Origin of the sequence: Streptomyces sp. NPDC014991 (assembly GCF_043080665.1) — a bacterium.
Lineage (GTDB): Bacteria > Actinomycetota > Actinomycetes > Streptomycetales > Streptomycetaceae > Streptomyces.
Genome location: NZ_JBIBVY010000001.1, coordinates 300,148 through 318,401 on the forward strand (window position 1 = coordinate 300,148; position 18,254 = coordinate 318,401).

The window sequence follows — 18,254 nt, forward strand, 5'->3', positions numbered from 1 at the left end:
TGCTGCCCCGCAAGGAAGTCAGAGGAGTTCCATGGGACGCAACACACGCAAACGCCGCACGCCGTTGGCCACCAAGGCCATAGCCGCATCGGCGGCCCTAGCGCTCGGCGGGGGCGGGCTGATCTGGGCGAATTTCTACGCCTCGGCTCACGAGCCGGACCACCAGACGTGGGGGGGCAACCAGACCAAGGCCACGACGGCGCAGGTCGCGACCATCTCCTGCCCGGACGTCGGCCAGAAGCTGACCAACGTGCCGAACGCGGCACGTCAGGGCGTGGCGACGGAGGTGGCGAACCTCGACAAGCAGATCACCGAGGCCTACGCCCGGCTCGCCGCCACCCGCAACGCCCAGTCGAGGGACGCGAGCTTCGTGCAGAACGCGATCGTCAACCCCCTCAAGGAGAAGCGGGCGGCGACGATCGACCGGATCCGCATCGACATCCAGCGGGTCGGCGGTTCCTTCGACGACGCGCTCCGGCAGCTCGCCGCCTGCACGACGCAGACCGCAAACCAGACCAATGCCGGCGGCCAGCAGCAGAACGGCGGCCAGCAGAACAACACCGGCGGCCAGCAGCAGAACGGCGGCCAGCAGAACAACACCGGTGGCCAGCAGCAGAACGGCGGCCAGCAGCAGGGCCAGAACGGCCAGCAGCAGGGCAACAACGGTCAGCAGGGCAACGTCGGCGGGCAGGCCGGCAACGGTCCGGCGGCGGCCGACTTCGTCGACATCACGAAGGTGGCGCCGAACGTCCAGGGCAAGCCCCGCAAGAGCGGCAACGCCTCCACCGGTACCTTCACCACGCGTTGCGGCGTGAACGCCAACAAGAACTTCAACACCGACAACGTGATCGTGGCCCCCGGCGTGACCAACGGCGCGCACCACCTGCACGACTACGTCGGCAACCAGAAGATCAACGCGTTCGCCAGCAACAACACGTTCCTCCAGGGCGGCACCAGCTGCCAGAACGGGAGCGACCTGTCCTCGTACTACTGGCCGGTCGTGCGCGTCCAGGACGGTACGCAGGACTTCGACCAGAACAAGGACGGCGGCGGCAAGGAAGGCAACGTCGGCAAGATCCTGACCCCGGCCCAGGCCCAGATCAAGTACGTGGGCAGCCCGGCGAGCAAGGTGGTCGCGATGCCGCAGTTCCTGCGCATCATCACCGGTGACGCCAAGACCACCACCAACGGCCTGGCGAACGCCAACGCCCACTGGAGCTGCACCGGCTTCGAGGGCAAGGTCCAGCTGACGCAGCAGTACCCGATCTGCCCCCAGGGCAGCAAGGTGGTGCGCACGTTCGCCTTCCAGAGCTGCTGGGACGGGCAGAACGCCGACAGCGCCAACCACCGCACGCACGTCGCCTTCGCCGACCCGGCGAGCGGTGTCTGCCCGAACGGCTTCAAGGCCATCCCGCAGCTGACCATGCGCCTGGTGTACAACATCACCCCGCCGACCGTGCAGAACGGCCAGGTGAAGAACGCCTACGCGGTGGACGGCTTCCCGGAGCAGCTGCACAAGGCGGCCACGGACCACGACGACTTCATCAGCATCACGAAGAACGGACTGGCCAACAAGATCGCCAACTGCCTCAACCGGGGCCAGAACTGCTCCTGATCCCCGTGAGGGGCGCATGACAGAAGGCCGGTGACGAGTCCCCCTCCCGTCACCGGCCTTCGCCGTACCCGTGGCACGGCCGCGTCAGCCGCTGTGCGCGTGATGGTCGGTGCCGGCCTCCAGATCACCGCCGAGCGTGCCGCGCAGCGCCTTGACCACCCCGTCGTCGCCGACGGCCACCCACTTGCGGCCGACCAGGTAGTGGCCGCCGTAGTCCTTCGCCTCGTTGATCCACTCGCGCTGGCCGCGGTCGGTGGCGAAAGTGGCGAGGACGAACCGCCCGTCGCCGTTGCGGCAGATGGCCTGGCGGATCTCGTCGGCGTCGGTCTGCATGTCCGGCTTGCAGCGCACCTCGGCGGCCAGGCGCTCCAGGCTGCCCGTCGCCGTGGGCGGCACCGCCTCGGTGCGGCCGCCGGGGGCGCACCCCGCCAGCGCCGTCACGGCCGCGGCGCCGAGCAGCAGCCTTGTCAACCTCATCTGTTCCTCCGGTCCTGGTGTGCCGAGCATGCCCCAGCGCCCACGGATACGGCTCCCGTGCGCGGTCCGCTCAAATCCCTCGCTCCGCTCCGGGCACGTGTGCGAGGGTGAGCCGGTGAACCAGGACTGGGAAGACCGCGTGGCCGCCGCCTGGGCGTCCTTCGACGAGTATCCGCAGGAGCGGGCGGACGAGTTCCGCGCGGTGATCGAGGGCCTCGTGGCCGAGCTGCCGGCCGACAGCCCGCTGGGCCCCTTCGAATCGGCGTGTGCCTGGGACTCGACCGGCCACTCGGACCGGGCGGTGCCGCTGTACCGGCTGGCGCTGGCCCGCGGACTGACCGGGTACAAGGGCCGCCGCGCCCGGATCCAGCTGTCGAGTTCGCTGCGCAACACCGGGCAGGCGGCGGAGGGGGTCCGGCTCCTCACCCCCGAACTGGACGCCCCCTCCGACGAGTTGGACGACGCCGTCCGCGCCGTGCTCGCCCTGTGCCTGTCCAGCCTCGGCCGTGACCGCGAGGGGCTGGCCCTCGTGCTCGGTGCCCTGGCCCCGCATCTGCCGCGTTACCAGCGGTCGATGGCGGCCTACGCACGCGACCTGACCGGGCCGGAGACGTGAACCACTCGTCCGCCGGTGACCAACCCACGGCTCGCTCGTTCTTCCGGACGTGCAGTCACAGGATGTAGCCCAGCGTCACGCACCCGCCTCCGCCGGTCCCGTCGGCGTCGAGCAGGCCGAGGCCGCGCTCGTCGAGCACTACCCGCGGCTGGTCCGGCTCGCCTACCTCGTGCTGCCGCCGGGCCCCGGCCGGAGCCGCCGCGTACTGACCGCACACGCCCTCGCCCAGCGCGCCCTGCCCCGCGGCCGCAAGGGGCCGGCCGTGCTCCCGGCCCGGACGCCGGGCCGGGAGAGCGATCCCGGCTACGCCTATCTGCGCGGGCGGGTCCTGCGGGCGGCCCTGGAGGCGGCCCGCCCGCGCACCGGCCTGCCCCGGCTCTCCCAGCTGCCGCCGCCGCTGCCCCTGGTGTGGGGCCTGCGGCTGTTCCCGCGCTCGGGCGGCGGGGACGCACTCGCGCTGGACCAGCGGCTGTCCGCCCTGTCCGCCCCGGCCCGCGCCGCCTACGTGCTGCGCGGCCTGGAGAGGCTGTCCGACCCGGACGTCCACGAGATCCTCGAGGCCGCCGGCGTGGACGACCCGGGCGGCGCGCTGGCCTCGGCGAACAGCGTGCCCCCGCACCCGGGGCTGCTCTCCTCGCCCGAGTTCGACCCGTGCGCGCTCCAGGCCCGGCCCACCGACCTGATGCGCCGCCGCCGGCACGCCAGGGCCGCACTCGCCGCCGCCGCCGCGCTGGCGGTGTGCGGCGTACTGGTGGCGCGGCCGGGCGGCGGCTGGGGCCCGGACGGCGCCGCCGCGCCCGTCTACGCCGGGAATCCGGCCGCCGAGGCCGCCCTGGACCCCGGCACGCTGACCCGGGTCTCCCCCACCGCCTGGCGGTCCTCCGCCCGTACCGACTTCTCGGTGTGGCCCGCGCGCGGTCCGCTCACCGGGGACAAGGCCCTGCTGCGGCGCGCCCTCACGGTCTGGGCCCGCCCCGGGGCGGCGGTCCACGTGTCGGCGACCCCGGGCACCGCGACCGGCGGTCCGGCCGGCCCGCCCCAGCTGCTGTACGCCGGCGAGGTCGACAACGCCCGTGTGGTGCTCCTCTACGACGGGCTGCGCATCGCCCGGTACGCCGAGCCCAGGAACGGCACCCGGGGCGTGGCACTCGACCTCGCCCGGGTCGACGGCGCGACGCGTGCCGGGGCGAGCGTGCTGGTACTGAGCCGCTCCGACGGGAACGTCCGCTATCTGACCGCCCCGTGGGTGCGGAAGGCGGCCCAGCGGGACCTGACGAAGCCGGACGCGGACGCCGTCCCGCTGAGCGTGACCGACGGGGTGACCGCTCCGCTGGCCGGCCCCGCCCCGCGGCCGGGTTCCTGCACCTCGTGGACCGTGCTCCAGCTGACCGGCTCCTTCGGCACGCAGCTGGACAGCGACCTCGGCGAGCTGGTCCCGGCCCATCTCACGGCCGGCCGCCCCGGTTCGGCCGGTGAGGTGACCGGCGGCGAACGCCTGCGCACGTGGGCGCCGTTCGCCTGCTCGCTGGCATCCGAGCGCTCGGCGGGCATCCGGAGCGTCAACGCCTGGGCCTACGCCGAGCAGCCGCTGCCCGACGGCAGCGGGGCCGGTGCGTGGGTGTGCACGCGGGCCGAGACCTGGCGCGGTGACGGCACGGCCGCGCTTGCCCAGTTCCGTACGCCGGGCGGGGCGGCCAGGGCGGTCGTCGCCAAGGGCACGGACGTGCCGGCCTGCGGGCGGCGGGATCCCCATGTGCTGGCCGGGGTGCTGTGGAAGTCGGCGGGCGGGCACTGGTATCTGCTGGCCGCGGGCAGCGCGGGGACGTCGTCGGTCTCGGCGACGGGCGGGGTGAACGCGTCGGCGCGGGGTCCGCTGCTGACCGCCCGGGCCACGCAGGGCGTCCGGGCCGACCTGGCCGGCACGTTGGCGGACGGGCGGCGGATCACCGGGTTGCGGTAGCCGGCACCGGCGGCCGAATCCGATCGGTAAGGTGTTCGCATGAGTACCGGGGTTCGCCGCAGGATGGGCGTCGAGGAGCGGCGGCGGCAACTGATCGGTGTCGCCCTCGACCTCTTCAGCCGGCGCTCGCCCGACGAGGTCTCCATCGACGAGATAGCGACGGCGGCGGGCATCTCACGCCCGCTCGTCTACCACTACTTCCCCGGCAAACTCAGCCTGTACGAGGCCGCGTTGAAGCTGGCCGCCTCGGATCTCGCGAGCCGCTTCGACGAGCCGCACGAGGGCCCCCTCGGCGCCCGGCTGCTGCGCGTGATGCGCCGCTACTTCGACTTCGTGGACGAACACGGACCCGGTTTCTCGGCGCTGATGCGCGGCGGGCCGGCCGTGCCCGCGGACGGCGTCGGTTCCCGGGAGCACACGTCGGCGACCAACGCGCTCATCGACTCCGTGCGGCAGGCCGCGTACGACCAGATCCTGTCGCATCTGGGCGTGACCGAGGCGTCCGCACGTCTGGAGCTGGTCATCCGTTCCTGGATCTCGCTGGCCGAGTCCACGGCCCTGCTCTGGCTCGACGGCCGCCGCATCCCGCGCGCCGAACTGGAGACGCAGCTCGTGCACGACTTCGCCGCGCTGACCGCCGTCAGTGCCGCTCGCGACCCGGAGATGGCGGCGCTGGTGCGCACGATGATGCGGGACGAGCCGGCCGACGGCCCCTTCGCGGAGCTGGCCGGCCGGCTCGTGTCCCTGGCGTCCTGAGCGGCGCCTACCGGTCGAACTTCCGGTACGACGCGTCGAGGTCACGGACCTCGGCGGAGGCGTGCAGGGTGACCGCCGCCTCCGCCAGGTGCTGCCGGAGCAGTTCCAGGACCGCCTCGGTGAGCTTCGCCTTCGTCTCGTCGCTGCGGCCGGCGAGGAGCCCGATCGTCACGTGCACGACGGCGTGCCCGCGCGCCCCGGGGTCCTCGTACCCGAACACCGTGTACGCGCTCGGCCGGAACTGCGTCTTGCAGGCCTCCGGCTTCGCCGCCGCGATCTCCACGGTCGCCTCGTGCAGCGCCCGCGCGAATCCCTCGTGGTCGAAGGCGTCTGTCACGGTGTCGGAGTAGTCGACGGTGATCTGCGGCATGCGCACTCCTGTTCTACGGCAACGGTCTCAGCCTAGGGCCTGGCGTTCCCGGTCCGGGTGAACACCGCCACGGTTCGCGCCGGCACGGTGAAGGTGCCCGGGCCGGCCGCGTAGGAGGCGGTCTTCACCACCGGGTCGGCACCGGCGGCCTGCACCGGGTGCAGCCGGTAGTGCTCGCCGGCGAGGGCGCTGATCCGCTGCTCCTGCTTCTCGGGGGTGGCGTTGAGGACGACGACCAGGTCACCGAGGCGCATGGTGATCACGCCGGGCGTCTCGTCCTTGCCGGACAGCGGGAAGGAGAGCTGCTCCTGCACCTGTGCGGCGGTGCCGAGGGAGAAGGCCCGCTCGGTGGCGCGGATCCTCAGCAGGTCCCGGTAGGCGGCGGAGGCTCCGGTGATCTGCGGGCAGCCGACCTTCACCGTGGTGAGAAGCGGCTTGGCGTACGTCCACTTGGACCGGTTGTCGGCGGCCATGGGCAGGCCGCGTCCGAAGCCGTTGCCGTCGGCGCAGTTCCAGTGGATGGCGTTGAACCAGTCCCCGCTGTCGTGCGAGTTGCGGTCCAGGGACTTGGAGCGCAGCAGGTCGGTGCCCGCCTGGGAGAGCGACGGCCCCTGGGAGAGGGTGGCCGTGGCCATGGCGAGGACCTGCATGCGGGCCCGGTCGGACGCGGACGTGTCCTTGGGGAGCTTGTAGGTCAGCGTGTCGAACAGCGTTTCGTTGTCGTGGGCGTCGGCGTAGGCGAGGGCGTCGCCGGGCGAGTCCGCGTAGCCGGCGGGCGAGCCGTTGTAGTCGACGCCGGCTCCGGTGACCTCCTTGCCGTCGGTGTCGGTGAAGCGGTACCCGGCGAGGTTGCCGGTCAGGCCGATCTTGATCAGGTCCTGGTAGTGCAGCAGCCGGGCCTTCTGTTCCTCCTCGGAGCCGTTGGCGGTGGAGGGGTTGGGGTCGGTGTAGAGCCCGGAGGCGAAGCCCTGGACGCCGGGGTCGGCATCGAAGGGGCCGCCACCGCGCACGGCGTCGCGGGCGCGGTCGGAGAAGGTGGCGATGCCGGTGCCGGCCATGTTCTTCTGGGTGGCCTGCACGAACCGGGCGTCGTCGGCGACCTCGCCGAAGTTCCAGCCCTCGCCGTAGAGGATGATCTTCTTGCCGTCGACGCCGTCCCTGGCGGGGGTCAGCGCGTCCAGGGCCTTTCTGACCGCGAGGATGTTGGCCTTGGGGTGGTGGCCCATGAGGTCGAAGCGGAACCCGTCGACCTTGTACTGCCTGGCCCAGGTGACGATCGAGTCCACGACCAGCTTGCCCATCATGGCGTTCTCGGGCGCGGTGTTGGCGCAGCAGGTGCTGTTGGCGACCGAGCCGTCGGCCAGGAGCCGCTGGTAGTAGCCGGGCACGATCTTGTCCAGCACGGAGGTGTCCGCCTGGCCGCTCGCCGCGGTGTGGTTGTAGACGACGTCCATGACGACCCGCAGGCCGTCCTGGTTGAGCGCCTTGACCATCTGGCGGAACTGGACCGTGCGGGCCGTGCCGTCGGGGTCGGTGGCGTACGAGCCCTCGGGGACCGTGTAGTGGTAGGGGTCGTAGCCCCAGTTGTAGGCGTCCTTCGCGGCGGTCTTCGCCACGCACGCCTGCTGCTGGTCGGAGTCGGCCGGCAGCGCGGCCAGATCGCAGTCGGTCGTGGCCTGGTCGGCCTTCCTCTCGGGGATCGTGGCGATGTCGAACGCGGGCAGCAGGTGGACGTAGGACGTCCCGGCCTTCGCCAGCGCCTTCAGATGCCTGGAGCCGTCGCTGTTCGCGTCGGTGAAGGCCAGGTAGGTGCCCGGGTGCCGCGCGGTCCTGTCCCCGACGGAGAAGTCCCGGATGTGCAGCTCCTGGATCTGCGCATCCCTCAGCGGTACGGCCCTGGGCTTGCGCAGTTCCGACCAGCCGGCCGGCGCGAGGGACCTGTCGTTCAGGTCGACGACGAGGCTGCGCTCCGAGTCGGCCGTGAGGGCGACCGAGTACGGGTCGGTGACCTTGTTGGTGACCAGCTTGCGGACGCTGGGCGCCCACACCCGCACGACGTACCGGTAGGGCTTGCCCTTCCAGGACGCGGGGCCGGTGACGGACCAGACGCCGGTGGCGGTGTTCCGGTGCATCGCGACGCCGCGGCCGTCGAGGTCGAGACGGACGGACCGGGCCGTCGGCGCCCAGACGGAGAGGGTCGGCTTCCCGTCGTGGAAGACCGGGCCCAGCCGGGCCTCGGTGGCGTCCGGGTGGAGGTCGTCCAGCACGCCGGCGGTCTGCACGCCGGTAGCGGCCAGTACGGCACCGTTGGCGGCCCGCTGCGAGGCGACGAGCTGGCCGGTGAGCGCCTCACGCACCCGGTCCCGGTCGCGCGGGTCCACGGACCAGGCCGTGTAGCCCTTCAGATGCGGGAACTTCGCCTTCTGCGCGTCGGTGAGCGTGGTCTTCGTCAGCCGCAGCCAGCGCTCGTCGTCGCTGCTCAGCGTCCCGTCCTTGACGGTGATGGAGCCGTCGCGGGAGTACAGCAGCTGGGTGGAGGCGGCGCCGTCGGCGCCGTTCCAGGCCACCGTGTCCCGGTCGATCCAGACCGCCTCGGAGGTGGTCAGGTCGAGGGCGGCGGCGCTGCCCGCCGGCTGTGGCAGCAGGTTCCGCTCCTGGCCGCTCACCAGCCACGCCTCGTGGCCGTCGGCGGTGAGGTCCAGGGACCGGTCGGTCGCGAGGTCCTTCTCGTCGCCCTTGTGGATGATGTAGCCGAGGCTGCCGGCGCCCTCGCTGAGGGGCACCTCGAAGACCGCGCCATAGGGGTCAGTCTTCACCGGCTCCAGGGGTTTCGACCAGTCGGTGGGGTGCGCGGCGCCCGTCCAGACGTGCAGGCCCCAGCCGTCGTAGTTCCCGTCGGCCCGGTGGTAGTGGAGGACGGCCTTGGTCCTGTCCTGGGCCGGGTAGTCGGGCCGCTGGGTGCGGACGTCGGCCTTGCCCTGCTCGATCCACACCTCACCCGTCCTGGTGACGTCGATGGACCGGTCGGCGGAGACGTCCTTGTCGCCGTCCTTGTCTGTGACCAGGAAGCTGACGTTCGAGGCCCCCGGCCCGAGCCTGACGTAGGCGAAGGCGCCGTAGGCGTCCCGGCCGGTGAAGGGGTGGCCGGCCGGCCAGTTCGTGGCCTCGCCGTCGGCGAGGTCGCCCCAGGCGTACAGGCCCCAGTCGGCGTAGTCGCCGTCGGTGCGCTTGTAGTGGACGACCGCGTAGTCCCGGGAGGTGGCCGTGGGCACCTCGGGTGCGGGCGGGGTGCCCGTGGTGCTGCTCGCGGTGGCGCTCGCGGTGTGCCCGGCCGCGTCGACGACGACGGCCTTGTAGCGCAGCGCGGTTCCGGCGGGCACGTCCGTGCCGAGGGCCTGGGTGACCTGGTAGGGGGCGTGGTCGGCGGAGCCGAGGATCCGCCACGGGCCGTTGCCGGTCCGGGCGGCGAAGACGACCCGGTCGAGCGGGCCGCCGCCGGTACCGGCGCTGACCTTCACGGTGCCGGTGGCTCCGGCGGGCGGGGCCTTCAGGGTGATCGTGGGCTCGGCGGTGGGCTCGGCGAGGGGGCCGGACGCCTTGTAGACGACGGCGGAGCCGGCCGGGACGGTGACGGTGAGCCTGCGGTCGGCGTCGGACGTGACCGAATCGCCGGCTCCGTGGATGCCCCGGTAGGTCATGCCGGCCGAACCGGTCGGGAAGGTGGCCGTCCGCGCCGTGCCGGCGTTGTTGAGGGCGACGACGTACTCCTGGCCGGTCCCGGCGTCCGTCCGGGTGAAGGCGTAGATCCCGGCGCCGTCGGCCGCGTACCGCTCGGTCTGCACGCCGTCGGTCAGGGCCGGGTTGGCCTTGCGGAGCCTGGCGAGGCCGGCGATCTGCCGGTAGAGCGGGGCGTGTGTGTCGTAGGCGGCGCTCGCGTGGGTGCGGTCGGTGCCGATCTCGTCGTCGTCCAGGTAGTCGGCGACCTTGGAGGCGAACATCGTCTGGCGGGCGTCCTTGTCGCCGCCGGAGCCGGTGAAGCCCTGCTCGTCGCCGTAGTAGACGACCGGGTTGCCGCGGCTGAGGAACATCAGCTCGTTGGCGAGTTCGTCCTTCTTCAGGATCTCGGCGTCGCTCGCCTCGGGGGCGTCCTGCTTCAGGAAGTGCCCGAAGCGGCCCATGTCGTGGTTGCCGAGGAAGGTGACCTGTTCGTAGGCGTTGGCCTTGTCGGTCGTGTACGCGTAGTCGTCACCGAAGACGCCGGCGAGCCGCCGGGCGCTGCCGCCCTGGGAGACGTAGGCGCGGGCGGCGTCCTGGAAGGGGAAGTCGAGGGTGGCGTCGAGGCGGCCCTGGGTGACGTACGGGGAGGTGACGGAGGTGTCTGCGGAGTACACCTCGCCGAACATGAAGAAGTTCTTCCGGCCGTGCGCGGCGGCGTACCGGTCGAGCGCGGTCGCCCACTGGGTCCAGAACCGCGTGTCCACGTGCTTGACGGTGTCGATCCGGAATCCGTCGACGGCGAAGTCCCTGACCCATCGCTCGTAGATCCGCTCCATGCCGTGGACGACCTCGGGACGCTCGGTCCACAGGTCGTCCAGGCCGGAGAAGTCGCCGTAGGTGGCCGACTCGCCGGCGTATGTGGAGTCGCCGCGGTTGTGGTACATCGTCGGGTCGTTGAGCCAGGCCGGGACCTTGTCCTTGGCCGTGACCTCGGGGGTGCGCGGGAAGGAGCCGGCGTCGACGGCCGGGAACCCCTTGCCGCCGGCCGCGTGGCCGGCGTCGTCGAAGGGCCTGCCGTCCTCGGTCAGGTACGGGAAGGCGCCCTTGGACAGGTAGCCGTAGGACTTCTCCTCGTAGTCCACGAGGTCGGCCGTGTGGTTGGTGATGACGTCGAAGAAGACCTTCATGCCCTTGGCGTGGGCCTTGGCGATGAGGGCCTTGAGGTCCTGGTTGGTGCCGAAGTGCGGGTCGACCTGGGTGAAGTCGGTGATCCAGTAGCCGTGGTAGCCGGCGGAGGCATTGGCACCGGTGCCCTGCACGGGGCGGTTCTTGAAGATGGGCGCCATCCAGATGGCGGTGGTGCCCAGGCCCTTGATGTAGTCGAGCCGGTCCGCCAGGCCCTTGAGGTCGCCGCCCTGGTAGAAGCCCTTGTCGGTGGGGTCGTAGCCGGTGCTGAGGCGGGAACCGGTGAGTCCGCCGCGGTCGTTGGAGGTGTCGCCGTTGGCGAAGCGGTCCGGCATGACGAAGTAGAACTGCTCGCGCGTGTCGTCGTGCCGGGCGGGCTGGGCGGCGAGCTTGGCGTCCGAGGGGGGCTCGGGCGGGGTGGCGGCCCGGGCGGCCAGTGGCTGGACCAGGGCTGCGGCCAGGGCGACGACGGTGACGGCCGCCGCCCTTCTGCGGTGCGGGGTGCGGCGCGTGCGGGGCGCCGGCCATCTCGGTATCAAGGCGGTGACTCCTTGCGGTTGCGGCTCTCTTGGGGGCGACCCCGACGCCGGCGGCACGCTGCGCCGCCGGGCGCCCGCGCGACCGTACCGCCGGCGAAAAGGTTTCAGCAAGAGTCCTGAAACCATTGGTAAGGCATTTCAGGGGCGAGGGGGTGACGGATCAGCAGCTCGACTTGCCGGCGTAGAGCGCCAGAGCCGTGTCCGGGCCCAGGGTGGCGGTGAACTGCCCGCCGGAGCCGACGGTCACCGTGGTGTTGTTCTGCACGTTGCAGTACGTGCCGGCCGCGAGTGACGTCTGGTAGGTGCGGGTCAGCGACGAGGACTCGTGGTTGATCGCCACATAGCCCTTGGTGCCGCGCCCGAAGGCGATGGCGTTGTTGCCGTTGTCCCACCAGTGGGAGACCGCCTGACCGCGGGTGGCGTTGCGGAAGGCCACCATGGACCTGATCTCCGGCCAGGCGTGCTGGCACTTCCAGCCGTCCTGCCAGCAGGCGCCGACCTTGCCTCCGTCGGGCGGGCCGGCGTCGACGTCGGTCCACTCGTAGCCGGAGTTGACGTCGGGGGCGCCGTAGGGCCAGGCGAGCATGAAGACGTTGGCCAGGGTGTAGCGGGCGCCGGCCTTGTAGTTCAGGGTGCTGCCGTTGCGTTCGGTGTCGTGGTTGTCCACGAAGACGCCTGCCACGGAGTTGTCCAGGTAGCCCCAGCCCTCGCCGTAGTTGTTCAGGTAGGCCAGCTTCTCGCTGGTGAAGACGCGCTTGAGGTCGTAGGCGTAGCGGAACTCCTGGACGTCTCCGTTGCCGGTGTACTCGGTGGGCTGGACGGCCTCTCCGGCGCCGTAGATCACCTCCTGCTTCCAGTACACGCCGGGCTTGGTCAGGCGGCTCTTGATGTTGGCCAGGTCGGCGCTGTCGATGTGTTTGGCCGCGTCGACGCGGAAGCCGTCGACGCCGAGGGAGAGCAGGTCGTCGAGGTAGCCGGCGATGGCCTTGCGGACGTACTCCTCGCCGGTGTCCAGGTCGGCCAGGCCGACGAGTTCGCAGTGCTGGACGTTCCAGCGGTTGGCATAGTCGGACACCTGGGAGGTGCAGTCGTCGAAGTCGTAAGAGGAGTACAGGCCGGGGTAGCTGTACTTCGAGTACGACGTGCCGCCGGTGCCGGTTCCGCTGCCGGCCGACATGTGGTTGATGACCGTGTCGGCGACGACCTTGACGCCGGCCGCGTGGCAGGTGTTCACCATGTTCCGGAAGGCGGCCCGGTCGCCGAGACGGCCGGCGATTCTGTAGGACACCGGCTGGTAGGACGTCCACCACTGCGGGCCCTGTATGTGCTCGGCGGGCGGGGAGACCTGGACGTAGCCGTATCCTGCGGGGCCGAGGGTGGTGGTGCACTCCTTGGCGACCGAGGCGAAGTTCCACTCGAAGAGGACGGCGGTGACGTCCTTGATGCCGGGCGGGGAGGCCTCGGCACTCGTCGGGTTCATGCCAACCGTGAGAGCGGCTGCGAGGGCGAGCCCCGCGGGGAGGATTCTGCGTGCCATGTGGGGTTCCTTCGGCGCTGAAGGTTCTTGCTGCAACATTGCTGAAAGTTGCGGTGACGCAGATGTTAAGGGCCCGCTGCCGGAAAAAGCAGCGGGCCGTCGTGAAGTTGATGCAAGAAGTTTTTCGGACGGTCCGTCAGACCGCGGCGGACCACCACACGGTCGTGTCGGCGGGCACCCTCGCCTCGTCGCCGGTCTCCGCGATCTCGCCACCACTGCTGAGCAGCACCCGGCCGTACGCCGGGATCCGCACCGCCTCGCCCGTGGTGTTCGCGACGCAGACGAAGTCCCCGCGCCGGAAGGCCAGTACGCCCTCGGGCGCCCGCAGCCACTCCACCGCGTCGCCCGCGCCGAGGTCCGGCCGCGACCGGCGCAGCCGCAGCGCGGCCCGGTACAGCTCCAGGGTGGAGCCGGGCACGCCGGTCTGCGCCTGGACGCTCAGCTCGCCCCACTGGGCCGGCTGCGGCAGCCAGCTGCCGCCGTCGCCGAAGCCGTACGACGACCCCTCGCGCGTCCACGGGATCGGCACCCGGCAGCCGTCGCGGAAGCCGTCCTGGCCGGCGCCGCGGAAGTAGGCCGGGTCCTGGCGCACCTCGTCGGGCAGGTCGACGACGTCCGGGAGGCCCAGCTCCTCGCCCTGGTACACATAGGCCGAGCCGGGCAGGGCGAGCATCAGCAGGGTGGCCGCCCGGGCCCGCCTGAGCCCCAGTCCGCGGTCGCCCGCGGTGCGGATCTGGGTGCCGAGGCCCGGTGGGTTGGCGAAGCGGGTCGCGTGCCGGGTGACGTCGTGGTTGGACAGCACCCAGGTCGCGGGGGCGCCGACCGGGCGCATGGCCTCCAGGGTGCGGTCGATGACCGCGCGGAGCTCGCCCGCGTTCCACTCCGTGCCCAGGTACTGGAAGTTGAACGCCTGGTGGAGCTCGTCGGGGCGGACGTAGTTGGCGGTCCGCTCGACCGTGGGGGTCCACGCCTCGGCGACGAAGATCCGCTCGCCCGCGTACTCGTCGAGGATCCCGCGCCACTGGCGGTAGATCTCGTGCACGCCGTCCTGGTCGAAGAACGGCATGACATCGTTGCCCAGCAGTTTGAGCTGCTCGTGGGAGCCGAGGTCGGGCAGGCCCTCCGCCTTGACCAGGCCGTGGGCGACGTCGATCCGGAAGCCGTCGACGCCCATGTCCAGCCAGAAGCGCAGGATGGAGCGGAACTCGTCACCGACGGCCGGATGGGTCCAGTTGAAGTCGGGCTGCTCCGGGGCGAAGAGGTGCAGGTACCACTCGCCGGGGGTGCCGTCCGGCTCGGTCACCCGGGTCCAGGCCGGGCCGCCGAAGATGGACTCCCAGTCGTTGGGCGGGAGTTCGCCGTTCATCCCCTTGCCGGGCCGGAAGTGGTAGCGCTCCCGCAGCGGCGAGCCGGGGCCCTCGGCGAGGGCGCGCCTGAACCACTCGTACTGGTCGGAGGAGTGGTTGGGGACCAGGTCGACGATGATCCGCAGCCCCAGTCCGTGGGCGTCGCGGATGAGCGCGTCGGCGTCGAGGAGGCTGCCGAACATGGGGTCGACGGCGCGGTAGTCGGCGACGTCGTAGCCGGCGTCGGCCTGCGGGGAGGCGTAGAAGGGGCTCAGCCACACGGCGTCGACGCCGAGGTCGCGCAGGTACGGGAGGCGGGAGCGTACGCCTTCCAGGTCGCCCATGCCGTCGCCGTTGCTGTCGGCGAAGCTGCGCGGATAGACCTGGTAGATGACCGCGTCCCGCCACCAGTCGCGGCGGTCGGCGACGGTGGCGGCGAGGTGGCGGGCCGGTGCGGCGGATTGCTGCTGGCTCATGGCGTCCTTGATACGTGACAGGGGCATGGTGGGCGTGGGGTACGGCGGCGGCCGGAGGGTACGAGGCGGGCCGCGGGACCGGCGGGGTCGGGTCGTCCCCCCGCCCGGTCAGCGGGGGGAAGGCCACCGCGGCCCGCCCACCCGCGCGGCCGGACCGCGCGGGAGTCGCTCTCCGGCGGGCGTCAGCCCTTGGTGCCGCCGGCGGTGAGGCCGGTGACGAGGTTCTTCTGCACGAGGTAGAAGAACACGGTCACGGGTATCGCGATCAGCACCGCGGTGGCGGCCATGTAGTTCCACTGGGCGTCGTGTTCGCTGACGAAGGTCTGGAGACCGACGGCGAAGGTGTACTTGGAGTCGTCCAGCATGAAGGTGGTCGCGAAGGCGACCTCGCCGACGGCGGTGATGAAGTTGTAGAACGCGGCGACGGCCAGACCCGGGCGGGCCAGCGGCAGGATGAGCCGGAAGAAGGTCCCGAACGGGGTGAGACCGTCCACGCGTCCGGCCTCGTCGATCTCGAAGGGGATGGTGTCGAAGTACCCCTTGAGCAGCCACGCGCTGTACGGCACGGCGGTGGTGCAGTTGATGATGATCAGCGACCAGTAGGTGTCGATGAGGCCGAGTTCGCCGAAGATCTCGTACATCGGCACGATCAGGATGGCGATCGGGAAGGCCTGGGTGAGCAGCAGGACCCACATCAGCTGCTTGTAGCCGGGGAAGCGCATGCGGGAGACCGCGTAGCCGGTGGTCGCGGCGACGAAGACACCGATGAGGGTGGTGCCGAGGGCCACGATCATCGTCGACTTGAACCAGTCGAAGAAGGCGGTGTGCTCCAGCACGAAGCGGTAGTTGCCGAAGGTCAGCTTGTCCGCGATCTTGCCCGGGTGCAGGTAGTCGTCCTTGTCCGGGCCGAGGGACAGGTAGAACAGCCAGGCCACCGGGGCCAGGGCGATGAGGCTCGCCGCGGTGAGACCGCCGTGCAGCAGGGCGGTGCCGAGCGGGCCGCTCTCGCCGCGCCGGCGGGTGCGGCGCCGGGGCGTGGCGGCGGGGGCCGGTGCGGTCTCGGTCTTTTCCAGGGTCGGGGTGCTCATGGCGGCGGCTCCTGCGGCGTCAGACGGCGAGCTGGTCATTGCGCTTCAGCCAGCGGAAGTAGAAGGAGGTGAAGACGGCCAGGACGGACAGCAGCAGCACGCCGTACGCGGCGGACTGGGCGAAGTCACGCGGCTGCTGGCCGAAGCCGAGGAAGTACGCCCAGGTCACGAGGATCTGGGCGTCGGGCGCGCCGGTCGGGCCGAACAGCAGGAAGATGATGGCGAACTGGTTGAAGGTCCAGATGACGCCGAGCAGGACGACCGTGGAGCTGACCGAGCGCAGGCCGGGCAGGGTGACGTGCCGGAAGCGCTGCCAGGGGGTGGCGCCGTCCATCTCCGCGGCCTCGTAGAGCGAGGAGTCGATGGACTGGAGGCCGCCGAGCAGGGAGAGCATCATGAACGGCACGCCGCACCAGGTGTTGACCATGACGGCGGCGAACCGCTGCCAGAACGTGTCCTCCAGCCACTGCGGCTGCGGCAGGTGCGCGGCGCCGAGGATCTGGTTGAGCACGCCGGAGTCGGCGAGCATGATCCGCCAGGAGAAGACGGTGACGAAGGTCGGCACGGCCCAGGGCAGCACGAGCAGCAGCCGGTAGACGGTGCGGCCGCGCAGCTTCTGGTCGAGCATGAGCGCGAGGCCGAGACCGATGGCGTAGTGCAGGATCACGCAGGCGGCGGTCCAGAAGACGGTCCACAGGAAGTGCGACCAGAACCGGTCGTAGGCCGTCGGGCCGAACAGGATGTCTTTGTAGTTGTCCAGGCCGATGAACCGGTAGGTGGCGTCGATGTGGTTGACGCCGATGGTGCGCGCCGAGTTGAGGCTGTTGGCGTCGGTGAGGGTGAGGTAGACGCCGCGGAACAGCGGGTAGGCGACGATGCCGCCGAGTACGGCGACCACCGGGGCGATCATCGCGTAGGCGTACCAGTGCTTCTGGTAGCCGTTTCTGATGCGCTGCCCCAGCCCGGGCCGAGGCGCGCGGTCACCGCGGCGCTTGCCGGTCGCGCGGTCGATGGCGACTGTCATGGTTCGACACCTTCAGAGATCAAGGGTTGGGCCGGGTACAGGGCGGTGGCCGCCGGATCCCTCCCCTCCTGACGAGGGGATCCGGCGGCCACTGCGGCTCACTTGCTGAAGTCGGGCACCAGCTTGGCGATGGCCAGCTCGGCGTTGCTCAGGCCCTTGTCCAGGGACTCCCGGCCCGAGGCGATCTTGGGCAGCTCGGTGTCCAGCGGACCCCACAGGGAGCTGTACTCGGGCAGCGCCGGGCGCGGCTGGGCGGAGGCGAGGACGCCCTGGTAGCCGGCGATGCCGGGGTCGGCCTTGACCTGGGCGGTGTAGGCGTCGGAGCGGGTCGGCAGGGTGGAGTTCTTCAGGGCGACGGCCTCCTGGGACTTCGCGGAGGTCATGAACTTCACGAACTTCAGGGCCGCCGTCTGGTGGGCCTTGTCCGAGCCGGCGTAGACCGAGAGGTTGTGGCCGCCGGTCGGGGCGCCCGCCTTGCCGGAGGAGCCGGCCGGGACGGGGGCGATGCCGAGGTTGGCCTTGTCCTTGAAGGCCGCGCCCTGGTAGAAGTTCGTGATCTCCCAGGGGCCCTGGATGATCGCGGCGACCTTGCCGTTGACGAACGCGTCCTGGATGTGGGCGTAGGCGTCGGCGGTGGTGTCGGCCTTGTGCAGGCCCTTGCCGGAGAACGTGCTCAGCCAGGTGCCGTAGGCCTTCTTCGCGGCGGCGGAGTCGACGGTGATCTTCTTGGCGGCGGCGTCGACGGTGTCGGTGCCCTCACCGTAGAGGAAGCTCTGGGCGTAGTAGCCCGCGGTGGAGCCCCAGTAGCCGTCGGCCTCGGTCCTGGCCTTGACCTTGGCGGCGTCGGCCTTCAGCTCGTCCCAGGTCCTGGGCGCCTCGGTGATGCCGGCCTTCTTGAACAGCGCCTTGTTGTAGACCAGGGCGAGGGTGTCGGTGACCAGCGGGACGCCGTAGGTCTTGCCCTCGTACTGGGCCTGCTTGATCAGGCTGGGCTGGAACTTCGCCTGGTCGGCGAGGGCCTCGGTGCCGTCCAGCGGCAGGAAGAAGCCCTTCTTGGCGAAGGCGGGGGTCCAGCCGACCTCGGAGCGCAGCACGTCCGGGGCGCCCTGGGCGCCGGCGGCGGTGTCGAACTTGTTCTGCGCCTGGTCGAAGGGGACGTTGACGTACTTGACCTTGATGTTCTTGTTGGCGCTCTCGAACTGCTGGACCAGGGTCTTGTACGTCGGCGCCTCATTGGTGGCGTTGGAGGTGTCCCACCAGGTGATGGTGACCGGGCCGTCCGACTTCCCGCTGTCGCCGTCGTCCCCGCCGCACGCCGTCGCCGTGAGGGCGAGGGACGCCACCAGCGCGGAGGCCGCTATGCCACGCCGCATGAGTTCTCCTTGAGGGTTAAGCCCGAGTGGTACAGGAGGCGGTCCCGTCCGCCGCCCCTGCGACTTGCCGACTGCGCCGTTGCCGCGGCCGGGCGACAGGGAACGTAACAGCGATGCAAGCGCTGCGAAAGACCTTGCAGAAAAAAAGTGCAAGGGAACAGGATGGTTACCCACC

At 71.0% G+C, this 18,254-nt stretch carries 12 protein-coding genes; 4 read left to right on the forward strand and 8 right to left on the reverse strand.

The annotated features are described in order from the left end of the window. The first annotated feature begins 31 nt into the window (after positions 1 to 31). Positions 32 to 1,615: a DUF1996 domain-containing protein gene (locus tag ACF1BE_RS01365; protein ID WP_392196918.1), complete on the forward strand. Its 1,584-nt coding sequence runs from the start codon at positions 32 to 34 to the stop codon at positions 1,613 to 1,615. An 84-nt stretch (positions 1,616 to 1,699) separates the two neighbouring features. On the opposite strand, the gene ACF1BE_RS01370 is transcribed toward ACF1BE_RS01365, so the two are convergent. Then, on the reverse strand, positions 1,700 to 2,092 hold the full coding sequence (locus tag ACF1BE_RS01370) for a hypothetical protein (RefSeq protein WP_205614261.1): 393 nt from the start codon (positions 2,090 to 2,092) through the stop codon (positions 1,700 to 1,702). Between the two features lie 97 nt (positions 2,093 to 2,189). On the opposite strand from ACF1BE_RS01370, the gene ACF1BE_RS01375 reads away from it, so the two are divergent. The 3 genes from ACF1BE_RS01375 to ACF1BE_RS01385 are packed head-to-tail and all read left to right on the forward strand — an operon-like array spanning position 2,190 to position 5,424. Further along, positions 2,190 to 2,708, forward strand: a complete 519-nt coding sequence (locus ACF1BE_RS01375; RefSeq protein ID WP_392196919.1) for a tetratricopeptide repeat protein — start codon at positions 2,190 to 2,192, stop codon at positions 2,706 to 2,708. A 49-nt stretch (positions 2,709 to 2,757) separates the two neighbouring features. Next, positions 2,758 to 4,668, forward strand: coding sequence for a hypothetical protein (locus ACF1BE_RS01380; RefSeq protein ID WP_392196920.1), 1,911 nt, complete (start codon positions 2,758 to 2,760; stop codon positions 4,666 to 4,668). A gap of 39 nt (positions 4,669 to 4,707) precedes the next feature. Next, entirely contained in the window at positions 4,708 to 5,424 is a 717-nt protein-coding gene (locus tag ACF1BE_RS01385; RefSeq protein WP_392196921.1) for a TetR/AcrR family transcriptional regulator, read from the forward strand. A 7-nt stretch (positions 5,425 to 5,431) separates the two neighbouring features. Here ACF1BE_RS01385 and ACF1BE_RS01390 read toward each other — a convergent pair whose 3' ends face one another. From ACF1BE_RS01390 to ACF1BE_RS01420, 7 genes are all read right to left on the reverse strand, one after another. Next, positions 5,432 to 5,794: a 5-carboxymethyl-2-hydroxymuconate Delta-isomerase gene (locus ACF1BE_RS01390; protein WP_392196922.1), complete on the reverse strand. Its 363-nt coding sequence runs from the start codon at positions 5,792 to 5,794 to the stop codon at positions 5,432 to 5,434. Between the two features lie 32 nt (positions 5,795 to 5,826). Then, entirely contained in the window at positions 5,827 to 11,235 is a 5,409-nt protein-coding gene (pulA, locus tag ACF1BE_RS01395; RefSeq protein WP_392196923.1) for a pullulanase-type alpha-1,6-glucosidase, read from the reverse strand. A gap of 160 nt (positions 11,236 to 11,395) precedes the next feature. Beyond that, positions 11,396 to 12,772, reverse strand: a complete 1,377-nt coding sequence (locus tag ACF1BE_RS01400) for an alpha-amylase family protein (protein ID WP_392196924.1) — start codon at positions 12,770 to 12,772, stop codon at positions 11,396 to 11,398. Between the two features lie 136 nt (positions 12,773 to 12,908). Continuing rightward, positions 12,909 to 14,594 carry a glycoside hydrolase family 13 protein gene (locus ACF1BE_RS01405; protein WP_392196925.1) on the reverse strand — a complete coding sequence of 562 codons (1,686 nt, stop codon included), beginning with the start codon at positions 14,592 to 14,594 and terminating at the stop codon, positions 12,909 to 12,911. A 182-nt stretch (positions 14,595 to 14,776) separates the two neighbouring features. Further along, entirely contained in the window at positions 14,777 to 15,682 is a 906-nt protein-coding gene (locus ACF1BE_RS01410) for a sugar ABC transporter permease (protein WP_392196926.1), read from the reverse strand. A 19-nt stretch (positions 15,683 to 15,701) separates the two neighbouring features. Next, positions 15,702 to 16,706, reverse strand: coding sequence for a carbohydrate ABC transporter permease (locus ACF1BE_RS01415; RefSeq protein ID WP_392196927.1), 1,005 nt, complete (start codon positions 16,704 to 16,706; stop codon positions 15,702 to 15,704). Between the two features lie 98 nt (positions 16,707 to 16,804). Beyond that, a complete protein-coding gene (locus ACF1BE_RS01420; protein WP_392196928.1) occupies positions 16,805 to 18,079 on the reverse strand; it encodes an extracellular solute-binding protein in 1,275 nt (424 codons plus the stop codon). Positions 18,080 to 18,254: the final 175 nt, after the last annotated feature.

Excerpts from the sequence above, each read along its gene's own strand:
- ACF1BE_RS01370 (WP_205614261.1), bottom strand. The coding sequence starts at position 2,092 with ATGAGGTTGACAAGGCTGCTGCTCGGCGCCGCGGCCGTGACGGCGCTG.
- ACF1BE_RS01365 (WP_392196918.1), top strand. The coding sequence starts at position 32 with ATGGGACGCAACACACGCAAACGCCGCACGCCGTTGGCCACCAAGGCC.
- ACF1BE_RS01390 (WP_392196922.1), bottom strand. The coding sequence starts at position 5,794 with ATGCCGCAGATCACCGTCGACTACTCCGACACCGTGACAGACGCCTTC.
- ACF1BE_RS01400 (WP_392196924.1), bottom strand. The coding sequence starts at position 12,772 with ATGGCACGCAGAATCCTCCCCGCGGGGCTCGCCCTCGCAGCCGCTCTC.
- ACF1BE_RS01410 (WP_392196926.1), bottom strand. The coding sequence starts at position 15,682 with ATGAGCACCCCGACCCTGGAAAAGACCGAGACCGCACCGGCCCCCGCC.
- ACF1BE_RS01385 (WP_392196921.1), top strand. The coding sequence starts at position 4,708 with ATGAGTACCGGGGTTCGCCGCAGGATGGGCGTCGAGGAGCGGCGGCGG.
- ACF1BE_RS01415 (WP_392196927.1), bottom strand. The coding sequence starts at position 16,706 with ATGACAGTCGCCATCGACCGCGCGACCGGCAAGCGCCGCGGTGACCGC.
- ACF1BE_RS01405 (WP_392196925.1), bottom strand. The coding sequence starts at position 14,594 with ATGAGCCAGCAGCAATCCGCCGCACCGGCCCGCCACCTCGCCGCCACC.
- ACF1BE_RS01420 (WP_392196928.1), bottom strand. The coding sequence starts at position 18,079 with ATGCGGCGTGGCATAGCGGCCTCCGCGCTGGTGGCGTCCCTCGCCCTC.